This window comes from Formosa sp. A9 (genome assembly GCF_051200825.1).
GTDB lineage: Bacteria > Bacteroidota > Bacteroidia > Flavobacteriales > Flavobacteriaceae > Formosa.
The window spans coordinates 2724932-2738450 of record NZ_CP195158.1 but is presented as its reverse complement, the minus strand read 5'-3'; the positions used below and the strand labels follow the sequence as shown (position 1 = coordinate 2738450).

At 36.8% G+C, this 13519-nt stretch carries 10 protein-coding genes; 1 reads left to right on the top strand and 9 read right to left on the bottom strand.

Features of this window, described 5'->3' with window-relative positions:
- Window positions 1-232: 232 nt before the first annotated feature.
- The 6 genes from ACR9EA_RS12055 to ACR9EA_RS12030 all read right to left on the bottom strand — a co-directional run bounded on the left by ACR9EA_RS12055 (window position 233) and on the right by ACR9EA_RS12030 (window position 10704).
- Window positions 233-532, bottom strand: coding sequence for a hypothetical protein (locus tag ACR9EA_RS12055; RefSeq protein WP_435133344.1), 300 nt, complete (start codon window positions 530-532; stop codon window positions 233-235).
- 269 nt (window positions 533-801) lie between these two features.
- Entirely contained in the window at window positions 802-1431 is a 630-nt protein-coding gene (locus tag ACR9EA_RS12050; RefSeq protein WP_435133342.1) for a response regulator, read from the bottom strand.
- A 3-nt stretch (window positions 1432-1434) separates the two neighbouring features.
- Window positions 1435-3459 carry a tetratricopeptide repeat-containing sensor histidine kinase gene (locus ACR9EA_RS12045; protein WP_435133339.1) on the bottom strand — a complete coding sequence of 675 codons (2025 nt, stop codon included), beginning with the start codon at window positions 3457-3459 and terminating at the stop codon, window positions 1435-1437.
- Window positions 3460-3730: 271 nt separating this feature from the next.
- Window positions 3731-7423 (bottom strand): phosphoribosylformylglycinamidine synthase, encoded by a 3693-nt coding sequence (gene purL / locus ACR9EA_RS12040; RefSeq protein ID WP_435133336.1) that lies wholly within the window; start codon window positions 7421-7423, stop codon window positions 3731-3733.
- Window positions 7424-7595: 172 nt separating this feature from the next.
- Window positions 7596-9380, bottom strand: coding sequence for an endonuclease (locus ACR9EA_RS12035; protein ID WP_435133333.1), 1785 nt, complete (start codon window positions 9378-9380; stop codon window positions 7596-7598).
- Between the two features lie 112 nt (window positions 9381-9492).
- Window positions 9493-10704, bottom strand: coding sequence for an RsmB/NOP family class I SAM-dependent RNA methyltransferase (locus ACR9EA_RS12030; RefSeq protein ID WP_435133330.1), 1212 nt, complete (start codon window positions 10702-10704; stop codon window positions 9493-9495).
- A gap of 62 nt (window positions 10705-10766) precedes the next feature.
- Here ACR9EA_RS12030 and ACR9EA_RS12025 point away from each other — a divergent pair, with 62 nt between their 5' ends.
- Window positions 10767-11804, top strand: a complete 1038-nt coding sequence (locus tag ACR9EA_RS12025) for a WD40/YVTN/BNR-like repeat-containing protein (RefSeq protein ID WP_435133327.1) — start codon at window positions 10767-10769, stop codon at window positions 11802-11804.
- A gap of 27 nt (window positions 11805-11831) precedes the next feature.
- Here ACR9EA_RS12025 and ACR9EA_RS12020 read toward each other — a convergent pair whose 3' ends face one another.
- Genes ACR9EA_RS12020 through ACR9EA_RS12010 form a run of 3 tightly spaced genes read right to left on the bottom strand, consistent with a single transcriptional unit; the run spans window position 11832 to window position 13347 of the window.
- Window positions 11832-12263 carry a sensor of ECF-type sigma factor gene (locus ACR9EA_RS12020; protein WP_435133324.1) on the bottom strand — a complete coding sequence of 144 codons (432 nt, stop codon included), beginning with the start codon at window positions 12261-12263 and terminating at the stop codon, window positions 11832-11834.
- Between the two features lie 3 nt (window positions 12264-12266).
- Window positions 12267-12770, bottom strand: coding sequence for a hypothetical protein (locus tag ACR9EA_RS12015; protein WP_435133321.1), 504 nt, complete (start codon window positions 12768-12770; stop codon window positions 12267-12269).
- 34 nt (window positions 12771-12804) lie between these two features.
- Complete coding sequence (locus ACR9EA_RS12010; RefSeq protein WP_435133318.1) at window positions 12805-13347, bottom strand: RNA polymerase sigma factor; 543 nt, start codon at window positions 13345-13347, stop codon at window positions 12805-12807.
- Window positions 13348-13519: the final 172 nt, after the last annotated feature.

Below are 13519 nucleotides of genomic sequence, written 5' to 3'. Positions count from 1 at the left end.
GATGGTGTTTTTTGTGAAAGTTTAACGTTGCAATTAACATCGCTTTAGGAGTTTTATAAACTGCAACTGCGAGACCAAGTAATTGCTCATGTTGTAAAATAAATAAATCAGGCCAACACTATAAGAAATATGTGTTGTGCCTGATTTCCCCTTAGATTAATAGCACTTAAGAATAGTATTCTTTTACGCTTGCTAATTTACCAGCTTATTTAAATGCATACAATGCGTAGGCCTACGTACTTTGTATAAGTAGTTGCTGATACTGCTTAAAAGTCATTCCTAAATATGTTTTGAAAAAGCGATTTAATTTTGCGGCAGAGCATTGGTAACGATTTTGAAATTTAGCTATAGACCAAGATTCTGGTTTTGTTTGTAATTGAATGATGATATTGTCTAAAATAGTGGGCGTAATATGTGTGAAAGGATTAGTATTTAAACTGGTTAAAAAATCTATTGTTTGTTTTGGAGCCCAATTAATATTATGTTCTAACACATAACCAATGTAAGTAGGTCTGCATTTAACTATAAACACTTGGGTATTTACAGCTGATTTTAGAGATAATGGTGTGTTAAATGGTTTGTAATATTGAATGGTATTAGGATGCTGTTCATTAAAAATAAAATAACTGTAGCCGTCTGGTTGTATTTTATAAGGTGTTTTTTGAGGTAAATCAATAGAAAAAACGTTTAAAATCCAGTAGTTATTTGGCGTGTAATATGTGTGTGCTGTTATAATTTTTATTGAAATCTTGATGATTCCTTAAAATTATAAAATCGTGAGCGTTAATGTAATAGGTAGGTCTACGTATTAAAAATATCGGGATTGTTTTTTAACCAGATAAAAAGGGCGTTTTGGTTGGTGTTATTCAATTCTAATTTTTTAATGATATTGCTGCGATGTTTTTCTACTGTTCGTCTAGAAATAAATAATTCTTCAGCAATTTGGGAGCTGCTGTAATGTTGGTCTAGATACTTTAAAATTTTAACCTCGGATGGAGTAAGACTTTCTATTTTAGACGCCGAATTAGTACATAACGTATCGTTTTTCAATTTTGAACCAATATAATTGCCATTGTTTTTAAGTCGTTCTAAGCAGGATTCCAATTCTTCTAAGGCACTGTCTTTTGTAAGGTAGCCTTCAATAGTTTTGCCAACTTCATTTAAAATAGCTTCTTGCTTGTGTAGGGTTAAAATAATAACTTTTGTATTTAGTGCATTGCGTTTTATCTCTAGGGCAACTTCTAGACCATTAAGTTTTGGCATATCGAAATCTAAAATGGCTACATCGGGTTTAAGCGATGCAATTTTGTTATAAGCCGAATTACCATCTGTAGCGGTGTCTAAAATTTTAAACCACTTACTTTCTAAAAATGTTTTGGTGCCATTTAAAAGTAGCGGGTGGTCGTCTGCAATTACAATTGTAGTAGGCATATATTACTGTTTTGGGACTTTAATTTGAATGGAGGTTCCTTTTCCTTTAACCGAATTAATACTTAGTTGCGTGTTGGTAATTTGTGCGCGCTCTTTCATGGTTTTCATGCCGAGACTGTTTAATAATTCGGAATCTTCAGTAACATCAAAACCGCGACCATTATCCTTAATTTCAAACAACACAGCGTCGTTAATATTTTCGATACTAACCACGCAGGCTTTGGCTTGCGAGTGCTTTTCGACGTTGTTAAGGCATTCTTGAATCATTCTAAAAATAAAAATTTCTTTCTCCTTCGGAATATCTAAATCGGTATCTTCAATATCCTCGGAATAAAAAATAGTTGAATTTTTCTGAAAGGCTTCAATCGTGTTTTTAATCGATTTTATTAAGCCTAATTTTTCAAACTGAAACGGGTGTAATTGTTGCGAAATGCTTCTAACTTCATCTATAGCATTATCTACTAAAGTCGTTTCGGAAGCATCCTTATGGTCTAAAAATATTTTGTTTTTTATAAGTAAAAGACTTTGGCCAACGCTATCGTGAAGTTCGCTAGATATGCGTTTACGTTCGGTTTCTACACTGCGTATTAAATCTTGCGCAAAGACCTTTTGTAACTGTACTTTTTTGCGCGAATATTGTCTTGAACGCCAGAGATAGATAATAGAAAAAATACCTAATAGCAGGAAAATACTAATCCACAGTAGTTGCAAACGGTGTTTGTTTTGTTCGTCTAAAAGTTTGATCTCTGTGTTTTGTGCTGCAATTTTTTGGTCGCGTTTATTGGTTTCGTAAAGTGTTTGGTAGTAGCTCAATGCATTGTTTTTTTGAACAGATTGTAGAGAGTCTTCGATCTTTTTAGATGCGTTTAAATGGCTGTAAGCCTGATTGTATTGATTTAGTTTTTCGTAGGTTTTTGCTAAAAACGCTTCAGCTTCTTTTAAATGTTCCCATTGGTTAGCCGTTTTAACGGCATCTAAAAATTGAGTTCCCCATTTTTGAGCAGCTTTATAGTCGTTTTCGGCATAGGCTAATTGGGCAGATGCGCGGTAGTAATTACTTTCGTAAATGCCTTGTGTGTTCCTTTTGTCTTGGGTTAGGGCTTTTAAGTAATGCTTGGCTTGTGCAATGCTATCGGTTTGGGCGTAGGCAACCACAAATAGATGTAGTAAAATTGGTTTGGCGAATTCTAGGTTTCTTGAAGATTTTGCAGCTTCCATAGCCTTTTTTAGATAAGAAATACGCAAATCCTGTCGCCCTTGTTTTTTGTAATCTTCAGCAGAATTCACATAAAGTGTAACCAAAGACCCGTTGTTGCCAGATAATTTTGCCAATGCAATCGCTTCCTTACGTTCCTGTTGACCTTCCTTAGCAAAGCCATTAGAGCTGTATAAAATGGATAAGGCATTTTTGGAAGAAATAATATTGAATGTGTCTTTAACCTTGATGAAAATCTCTGAAGCTTCTTGCAGATATTGTGAGGCTTTTACAAAATTACCTTCATCGGAATAGTAGTAGCCTTGATACAAAATAGCAAAGGCTTTAACGTGATCGTTTCCTGCTTTGTCGGCATGAAATTTTGCTTTATCATAAAACGCCATGGCGGTGTCTACTTCTTTAACAAAATAATAGCTATCGCCAGCATCAATATAAATACCTGCAAGATTCCGATCCGTAATATGGTCTTTAACTTGGTTAAAATACGTGTTGAATATCGCAATGCCTTCTTTGGGCTGACCCAATACATTGTTGTGAAAATTGATGAGGTCTTGGGTGTTTCGAGATGCAAGGTTGAAAGAGTCTAATTGAATAGCAAAATCTATGGTGGCTCGTGAAATCGAGTCAAAGCCTAATTCTTTTTGGTTATAGGTGAGTTGGGTTAGACTGTCTAATAAAATAAGTTTTTTTGTGTTGTTGGTTTCAGTTTTTATTGCAGTTTTTAAATCATTTATGTTTGAGGGCTCTGCTTGGGTTTGTGCTTGGATTAAATTGAAAATATATAGGCATAGTAGGGTTAAAATGTATTTCATTGGTGCTTAGTTAGTCATAAACTTGCGTAAGTTACGTTTTATTACTTTTAATACCAATTGTCGCATTTAAATTAAACGCTACTTATTCTTCATGTTTTTGGAATTTTTATGAGCAATAGTTTTGAAATACAATAATTAGAAGGGATTGGAAACTAGCACAGATATAACAAAAAAACGAGACCTTTATTTAAAGATCTCGTTTTTATATTAGGTATATCTTGAAACGGTTTAATTTCTGTATTCTAGCCGTCTAAAATCAAATTGTAAAATATTATTTTTCTCTACTTTCTACCCACTTTCTGGCATTCACAAAAGCTTCAATCCAAGGCGAAACTTCGTCTTGTCTGTTACTTGGGTAGTTTGCCCAGTTCCATTGGAATGTAGAACGCTCGATGTGTGGCATCGTTACTAAGTGACGACCTGTTGCATCACATAGCATCGCGGTGTTGTAATCTGAACCGTTTGGATTGTGTGGGTATTCTGCGTATGCGTATTTACCAACAATGTTGTATTGGTCTTCAGATTCTGGCAAGTTAAATTTACCTTCACCATGAGAAATCCAAACTCCTAAAGTACTTCCTTCTAAACTCGACAACATTACTGAGTTATTTTTCTGAATTTTTACAGAAGTAAATGCACTTTCGTGTTTATGTGAATCGTTGTATGTCATTTTTCCATGAACATCGTGTTCAGGGTTAATAAGATCTAATTCCATCCATAACTGACAACCGTTACAAATACCAACCGAAAGCGTGTCTTCACGTTTGAAGAAGTTTTTAATCACTTCGTTCGCTTTTTCGTTGTATTTGATGGCTCCGGCCCAACCTTTAGCAGAACCTAAAACGTCTGAGTTAGAGAATCCACCAACAGCACCTAAGAACTGAATGTCTTCCAACGTTTCACGACCAGAAATTAAATCGGTCATGTGAACGTCTTTCACATCAAATCCGGCTAAGTACATGGCATTAGCCATTTCACGCTCAGAGTTACTTCCTTTTTCACGTAAAATCGCAGCTTTTGGTCTTGGCTTACTTGCATCGACTACAGGAAGTTTTCCTGTAAAGTGACTGGGGAACGTGTATTGTAATGGTTGATTTTTATAGTTGTCGTAACGGTCTTGTGCTAAACCGTTAGCGGTTTGTTTTTGGTCTAATAAGAAGGATGTTTTGTACCACATATCACGTAAACGAGATACCGTCATCGTAAATACATCCGTTCCGTTGATGATGCTTAGTACATCAGATTCTGTGACTTTACCAATATTAAAGAATTCAATGTTAGCAGCAGATAATACAGATTCTATTGAAGCATCTTTAGATTGAATTACTAAACCTGCATTTTCAGCAAATAATACTTTAAATGAATCGTTTTCAGCTAAAGCGGTGATATCTAATTCTGAACCTAAATTGTTATCAGCAAAACATAATTCTAACAACGTCGTGATTAAACCACCTGAAGCCACATCGTGACCAGCAACAATTTGTCCGTCAAGAATTAACTGTTGAATCGTGTTGAATACGGTTTTAACGTAAGCTGCAGATTGTACATTTGGTGTGTCGTTTCCAATTTTGTTAACCACCTGGGCAAATGAACTTCCTCCTAATTTAAAGTTGTCCTGAGACAGGTTGATGTAATAAACGTTTCCTGCTCCTTTTTGGAATACAGGTTCAACCACTTTATTGATGTCTATACAGTTTGCAGCCGCTGAAATGATTACCGTACCAGGAGCAATAACCTCTTCATTAGGGTATTTTTGCTTCATAGATAAGGAATCTTTTCCGGTAGGCACGTTGATACCTAAATCAATCGCAAATTCTGAAACCGCTTCAACAGCTTCGTATAAACGCGCATCTTCACCTTCATTTTTACAAGGCCACATCCAGTTAGCCGATAACGATACATTTTTAATACCGTCTTTTAAAGGCGCCCAGATAATGTTGGTTAAGGCTTCGGTAATCGAGTTTCTACTTCCTGCCACCGGATTAATTAATCCAGAAATAGGCGAGTGCCCGATAGAGGTGGCGATACCTTCTTTACCTTTGTAATCTAAGGCCATCACACCAACGTTGTTTAATGGAATTTGTAATGGTCCAACACATTGCTGTTTGGCTACTTTTCCACCAACACAACGGTCTACTTTATTGGTCAACCAGTCTTTAGAAGCCACAGCCTCTAATTGTAATAACTGGTCTAAATAATTGTAGAAGTTTTCTTTGTTATAAGCAACATCGGCATAATTGCGAGCTACTTTTTTATCGTGCATGTATGTTTTTGGAGAACTTCCAAACATATCATCCATGGCTAAATCCATTGGTTTGTGTCCGTTGGTTTTAGACTCAAAAGTGAAACGGTGATTGCCAGTTACGTCTCCAACGGTGTACATTGGTGAACGCTCACGATCAGCAATCTTTTGTAGTGTTTCAATATGTTTTTCGGCAATCACTAATCCCATACGTTCCTGAGATTCGTTACCGATAATTTCTTTATCAGATAGGGTAGGGTCACCTACAGGTAATTTATCTAAATCGATGTGTCCACCGGTTTCTTCAACTAATTCAGATAAACAGTTTAAGTGTCCACCAGCACCATGATCGTGAATAGAAACAATGTAGTTTTCATCACTTTCAACCATACCACGAACCGCATTGGCAGCACGTTTTTGCATTTCAGGATTCGAACGTTGTACCGCGTTTAACTCGATACCTGATTCAAACTCTCCAGTATCAGCCGATGATACCGCAGCACCACCCATACCAATACGGTAATTTTCACCACCAAGAATAACGACTTTATCACCGGTTTTAGGAGTATCTTTTAAAGCTTGTTCAGCTTTACCATACCCAATACCTCCGGCTTGCATAATCACCTTGTCGAAACCTAATTTTCTAGCACCTGTACTGAGCGCAGTCGAAGTGTCTTCTTCGTGTTCAAATGTTAATACCGAACCACAGATTAATGGCTGACCAAATTTATTACCAAAATCTGAAGCTCCGTTAGAAGCCTTGATTAAGATATCCATTGGTGTTTGGTATAGCCATTTGCGCTCGTCCATGGCTTTTTCCCAAGGACGGTTTTCTTCCAAACGCGAATAAGACGTCATATAAACCGCAGTACCAGCTAAAGGTAAGGATCCTTTTCCTCCAGCTAAACGGTCACGAATTTCACCTCCAGAACCTGTTGCAGCACCATTAAAAGGCTCTACGGTGGTTGGGAAGTTGTGCGTCTCCGCTTTTAATGAAATCACAGATTCGAAATCTTTAGTTTCATAGAAGTCTGGTTTATCAGCTGTTTTAGGAGCAAATTGCTCAACAACAGGTCCCTTTACAAAAGCCACGTTGTCTTTATAGGCTGAAACAATATCGTTAGGATTCGTTTCAGACGTTTTACGAATCATTTTAAATAATGATGTCGGTTTTACTTCACCATCAATAACAAAAGTGCCGTTGAAAATTTTGTGACGACAGTGCTCACTATTTACTTGAGAGAAACCGAAAACTTCTGAATCGGTTAACGGGCGACCAATTTTTTCAGAAACACCTTCTAAGTAAGCCACTTCTTCATCACTTAAAGAAAGCCCTTCCTGAATGTTGTAAGCCGCAATATCTTCAATATCCAGAATAGGTTCTGGCTTGATATCTATAGTGAATGATTCTTGGTCTAATCCGTTGAATTTTTCAGAAATCATCGGGTCGTAACCTTTGAAATCTTCAGAAACAGCTTCGAATTCCTCAATTCGAATGATGTCTGAAATCCCCATGTTTTGGGTTATTTCTACCGCATTGGTACTCCAAGGCGTAATCATAGCTGCTCTTGGCCCAACAAAAAAAGCATCTAATGATGCTTGCTCTATTTTAGGCTGGTTGCCAAATAACCATGTTAATTTTTGAATGGTTTCAGAAGATAATTCTTTTACTGTTTGTACAGCAAATACTTTGCTGTTTACGTTTCCAAAGAAATGAATCATTATGTTCGGGTTTGCGTTGTTTTTTAGAAAGCACAAAATTAGTGTTTTTTGTCGATATTATATCAATAATTATTACAGTCTTTATTGGCTTGCTGTAAATAAAAAAGCAACCCGATTAGAGTTGCTTTTGTCATGCAATAAAATTGCACTTGGTTTTTATGTTAAAGCAGAATTAGTGTTTAATAATTTTTTTAGTAAGTACTGTAGCGCCTTGTTTTAATTTTAAAATATATAAACCTGGTTGAAGTGCATGAGTATTTAAAGTTCGACTGTCTTGAAGCGTGGTCGATAAAACTAATTTGCCCAGTAAGTTGTATACGTTTACTTGCGTTTCTTGTAAGTTGTTACCTTGAATTTGCAAAGTGTTGTTGAATGGATTTGGAAAAATTTGAATCTCAGACAAGTCGTTATCTTCAACAGATAAGGCGTCAAAACAAGTCCAACGTAAATCATCAAACATAACGCGATTACTGGCGGTGCTGTTGTTGTTGATTTCTATTTGGATTACGCCTTCTATATTTAGGTTTTCTATTGTTGTGGTTTGCATGGCATCACCATAAGGTATTTCGCCAACTTTAGTGCCATTAATTACCAAATCGAAAGTTCCTGCTGTACCACTAAATACGCGTTGCGTGGTTACGGTTAATTGGCCAATACCTCCAGAAGTTCTTGGTGGTGTAAGTATACCGTCTCTTATGGCAATAACTCTGCTGCCATTCATATTTTGGTCGGTTCTGGCCTCGGTAGCTCGCCAATCCATGGTATTATCTCCTGTCCAAACTCTTGTAGCATAATTACTTTCGCTGGCGCCAATATTGCTAAAAGTCTCTTCGGTACAGTAGGCTTCATTAGACGCTTCGGTTGTTGTAACTGTAATAGATTCGCTTTCTTCGGAATAATTTCCAGAAGTATCTATGGCATATATGCTTACCGTGTAGGTTGTGCTAGGTGTAAGATCTTGAATGGTGATGCTGTTGGTGTATGCAAAATTGAAAAAATCGTCGTCGATGTTTATAGAGTAAGACGCAACGGCTACGTTGTCTGTTGAAGCTGTCCAATTTAAGGTAAAACTGTTGGCTTGAATATTAGAAGCGGCTAAATTTGTTGGTATTGTAGGTGCTTCGGTATCGTCGTTAGGATGATTGTCCCAAGTGTTTTCGGCTTCAGGCCCTCCCCAAATAGCAGTTGCTAAATACGGATTGTCTATAAACGGATTTCTATTTCCTTGGGCATAGGTATTACTGGTATTGGCATGGTATGTATTTCTAGTACGTTCGAAGTCCGATACAGGATCTTCAACATTCCATTCTAGAAACAGGTCAATCATATCGTCTGGAGTTGCTTCGGTAGTTCCAAAACCAACATTCGATGGTAGACAGCGGTCGCCATATCTCAAATACATGTACATGATAATTCTTGCACAATCGCCTTTCCATTCGTCGCCAGGGTACCAGCCATTGTTAGAGAAATCGGAGTGTCCCGCGCCGTCTGCATATTTTAAATTGTTACGATCGGCATTTCTTCCAACATCGCTCGGACGTAACATTTGGGCATCGGCTCCAGGGCCATCTTCACCTAAATTAGGCGTACCAAGAGATTTTGGGTAAATATGCTCGCGGTTCCAATCGCCATTATTACCGCCATTATTGTTTTTATTGCGGCTTCTGTCTGTAGATAAATTGCCATCGGTGTCGTCAAAACCATAAACGAGTAATACGTTGTTGGCATTAGTAGGATCTAAATCTGTAACCTTTAGTGCATTCCAAACTTGGCTATAGGTTAGGTTTTTAGTGTGCTTGCTAATAGTTACGGCGCTGAGGTCGGTTTTAAGTTCTAATCCGGTTTTTGTAAAATCGACAGTAGTGTAGTAATCTTGTAGGTCTTCGGGAGGAGTGACTTGAGCAACCCCAAGGAAAACGTTAAGTGTAAATAAAATGAATATGTAAAAGTGTTTCATAAAATGAAGGTTTAAAATGTATTGATTAATAAATAGATGATTAAAATTAAAAAAAGCCAGTTGAGAGATTGTCTTAACTGGCTTTATTTTTAACTCATATCGAGAATAAGGTTTAATTGCGTTTTAAAAGCGCCATATAAAAGCCATCAAATCCTGTTTGATGTGCTAAAATTTTAGCATCTTTTACAAAAGTAAACTCTTTTCCCGATTCCGATGTTAAGAAAGTGTCAACTTGTTTTTGGTTTTCGGAGGGTAACACCGAGCAGGTCGCATAAACCATTTGCCCACCAGATTTTACCATGCGTGAGTAGCGTTGTAAAATATCTTGTTGGGTGCTACGTATTCTGTCTAAAAATTCGGGTTCTAATTTCCATTTAGCATCGGGGTTTCTACGCAATACGCCTAATCCCGAACACGGCGCATCTATTAAAACACGGTCGGCTTTGTCGTATAGTTTCTTTATAACTTTAGTAGAGTCGATATGTCTCATTTCGATGTTGTGCGCGCCATCGCGTTTAGCACGACGTTTCAATTCATGCAATTTATTGGCGTAAATATCCATGGCTATAATTTGCCCTTTATTTTCCATTAGCGCCGCTAGGTGTAAAGTTTTACCACCGGCACCAGCACAGGTGTCAACCACTCGCATACCTGGTTTTACATCTAAATATTGAGCGACCAATTGCGATGAGGCATCTTGTACTTCAAACAATCCGTTTTTAAATGCGTCGGTTGTAAATACATTGGTGCGTTCTTTCAGTTTTAACGCATCTGGATATCCTTTAATATTTTCGGTTTCAATATCGTTGTCGAATAATTCGGCTTGTAGTTTCGCTTTTGTGGTTTTAAGGGTGTTTACTCTTAAAATAACATCTGCTTGTTCGTTAAGTGCAGCAATTTCTTTAGTCCAAACCGATTCGCCCAATTCTTTAACACCAATGGCATCAATCCAATCGGGAATAGATTCTTTAAACTTTCTAATTTTAGACAATTCGTCAAAACGGCCTTTAATTTTACGGGTTGGCGTGTTTTCAAAATATTTCCAATCTGGTAATTTAATACCTTTTAAGGTCGCCCAAACAGCAAACATGCGCCAGATATTATCGCGATCAAAAGGCTCTTTTACTTCTGCAATTTCAGCATACAAGCGTTTCCATCTTACAATGTCGTAAGTGGTTTCGGCTACAAAAGCACGGTCTCTGCTGCCCCAACGTTTATCGCGTTTTAATAACTGTTGTACCACTTTGTCGGCATAGGCATCTTCATTAAAAATTTGCATTAAACCATCAACAACCGCAAAGCATAAATTTCTGTGTAATCGCATTTTATATATTTAAGGGCACAAAGGTAAGTTTAATTAATTATTTTTAGCCAAAATTTTAATAAATGAGACTAATAACGAGTGTTTTGCTGCTTTTTTTGATATGTTCTTGTAAGCAGGAACAGCAAAAAACGCTTAGAACGTATAGCCGTGTTGAAATAGAAGACTTGTACACCGATTCTTTAAGTATTCGCGCTATTGAATTAATGGGGGATGGGAGCTTGGCTTTTGCTGCCGATAAAGGCCGTTATGGGTTGTATTTTCCTAAGAAAATGCAATGGGTAACCGGGCAACAAATGCACGATTCGGTGCCCTTACATTTTAGGGCTATTGCGCACACATCGAACGATTTTTTTATGTTGAGTATAGAAAGTCCAGCCTTGTTGTACAAAACTGGTGATAATGGAACTATGGAACTGGTGTACCAAGAAGAAGGTGAAGGTGTGTTTTACGATGCGATGACGTTTTGGAATGACACCGAAGGCATAGCAGTAGGCGATAGTGTAAACGGGTGTTTGTCTGTTATTGTTACTAGAGATGGCGGGCAGACTTGGCAGAAAATTCTTTGCGAGCAATTACCAAAAGGATTAGACGGTGAAGGTGCTTTTGCTGCAAGTAATACCAATATAAAAGTATTGGGGGATAAGGCATGGATAGGCACAACAAGTGGAACTATTTATTTTTCGGCAGATAAAGGGCATAATTGGACGCTTTATAAAACGCCAATTAGTAGTGAAGCGGCTACACAAGGTATTTATTCGTTAGATTTTTATAATGAAAATATTGGCTTTGCTATTGGGGGCGATTATACCAAACCAGAATTAAATACAGCCAATAAAATAAAAACTACAGATGGTGGTGAAACTTGGCAGTTGGTGGCTAATGGAGAAAACCCAGGGTATAGAAGCTGCGTGCAGTTTGTGCCTAATAGTAATGGACAGAATTTGGTTGCAGTTGGTTTTAAGGGGGTAGATGTCTCTACAGATTCTGGATTGACTTGGCAACACATTAGCGACGAATCGTTTTATACCATTCGATTTGTTAACGATAGTTTGGCTTATGCTGCTGGACAAGGGCGAATTTCAAAATTAATCTTTCAATAAAAAAAGCTCCGAACTTGGAGCTTTTTATTAGTCTTTTTTAGGATTTCGCTTTTTGAATTCTTCAAACATTTTTCGTCTAAAATCGTCTTCTGTTTTTTTGAGGAGAATGATTTTCTTAGCTGGTAAAATGCGTTGTAAGTCCTTTATGTATTGTGTAAAAAGCTGATGTCTTTTTTCGTTACTGGCAAGCATGTCGTTTAACAGCGATTTTGCTTCAGATTCCGAAAGTGTATCTAAATCGGAGTTTTTGCGTTGATTGCGCATGGTGTCTCTTATGGCATCATCTTTTTCGTCGAACGTGTTATAAACTGGCCAGAATTTTTCGGCTTCAGCTTTTGTTAAGTCCAACTTTTCTGTAATGTATGCAATTTTTAAGGTTTTAATTTTATCGCTTTTATCTTGAGCGAAAACACCAGTGGTACAGAGTATAAATAATAGGAAGTATAATTTCGCTTTCATAGTTTAATTTTGGTTTAAAAGGTCGTCTAGTTCTAGGTCGTTTTCTAAATAGGTTTCGATGTTTTGGTCGCTTATAGATTCTTTTAAAATATTGTCTGCAAATGTGGTTTCGTCTGTTATTAACGATGCCATTTCTGAATAATCGATATCCTGACTTAAAATGTACGAAACTAACGTGTCGTTGTTCAGGCTATCAAAAGATGATGCACTTTTGTTGAAAAGCGTGAGGCTAAAAAACAGTAATAATGTTGCTGCTATGCTTGAAACGTATAACCACGTATTTCTTTTTAAGGTAATAACCTTACTTGGGTTTGTTTGCTGACTTGTTTTCTGTAATATTTGTGTTTCTAGCGTGTTAAAATAATCGTTGGGAGCTTTAAAACCACTAGCATCTGTTTTTGCATGTAGCTTAGCAAGATGTAGTAAATCTTGATCGAGATTGTTAAAATACCGATCTGGGGTTTTAAACCCGCGATGTTTGTTTGTATTTAAGCTATTTAGTTTCATCTTGTAAGTTTAGACTTTATTTTTTAGTAAAGGTTTAATCGTTAGTGAGATACTCTTCGATTTTTTTTACTGCTAAGTGATACGATGCTTTTAGTGCCCCTTCGCTGGTTTGTAAAATATCCGACATGTCTTTATATTTTATATCTTCAAAATAGCGCATGTTAAATACCAACTGTTGCTTTTGTGGTAACGTAGCTATGGCTTGTTGTAATTTTAATTGTATGGCTTCGCCTTCAAAATACACATCCGATTTTAAATTGTTAATAGCTAAGTTTTGAACCTCTTCACTAGTAATTTGTAATTGTTTAGCGCGTTTGTTTATAAAGGTGATTGCCTCGTTGGTAGCAATGCGGTACATCCAAGAGTAAAGCTTGCTTTCGCCTTTAAAGCTGTTGATGTTTTTGTAAATTTTTATAAAAGTATTTTGTAAAACATCGTCTGTATCTTCGTGCGATTTTAAAATATTACGAATGTGCCAATACAAGCGCTCTTTATATAAACTGATTAATTCTTTAAAAGCACGCTCTTTGGTGGTATTGGATTGAAGCTGCTCTAAAAGTTGTGATTCATCAGTCATACGGTGTTTTCTAGTTAGACTTACGAAAGCTTAAAAAGTTTAAACTTAAATTAGGTGTTTATTTGTGTTTAGGTATAAAAATCGGATAACAAGCTGTATTTTATCGATTAAACGTGTAAATGTTTGGTTTTTAGGTGTTTTTAAGATAAGTTTAACGGTAAATAGAAGTGGA

Excerpts from the sequence above, each read along its gene's own strand:
- ACR9EA_RS12050 (WP_435133342.1), bottom strand. The coding sequence starts at position 1,431 with ATGCCTACTACAATTGTAATTGCAGACGACCACCCGCTACTTTTAAAT.
- ACR9EA_RS12045 (WP_435133339.1), bottom strand. The coding sequence starts at position 3,459 with ATGAAATACATTTTAACCCTACTATGCCTATATATTTTCAATTTAATC.
- purL (WP_435133336.1), bottom strand. The coding sequence starts at position 7,423 with ATGATTCATTTCTTTGGAAACGTAAACAGCAAAGTATTTGCTGTACAA.
- ACR9EA_RS12035 (WP_435133333.1), bottom strand. The coding sequence starts at position 9,380 with ATGAAACACTTTTACATATTCATTTTATTTACACTTAACGTTTTCCTT.
- ACR9EA_RS12030 (WP_435133330.1), bottom strand. The coding sequence starts at position 10,704 with ATGCGATTACACAGAAATTTATGCTTTGCGGTTGTTGATGGTTTAATG.
- ACR9EA_RS12025 (WP_435133327.1), top strand. The coding sequence starts at position 10,767 with ATGAGACTAATAACGAGTGTTTTGCTGCTTTTTTTGATATGTTCTTGT.
- ACR9EA_RS12020 (WP_435133324.1), bottom strand. The coding sequence starts at position 12,263 with ATGAAAGCGAAATTATACTTCCTATTATTTATACTCTGTACCACTGGT.
- ACR9EA_RS12015 (WP_435133321.1), bottom strand. The coding sequence starts at position 12,770 with ATGAAACTAAATAGCTTAAATACAAACAAACATCGCGGGTTTAAAACC.
- ACR9EA_RS12010 (WP_435133318.1), bottom strand. The coding sequence starts at position 13,347 with ATGACTGATGAATCACAACTTTTAGAGCAGCTTCAATCCAATACCACC.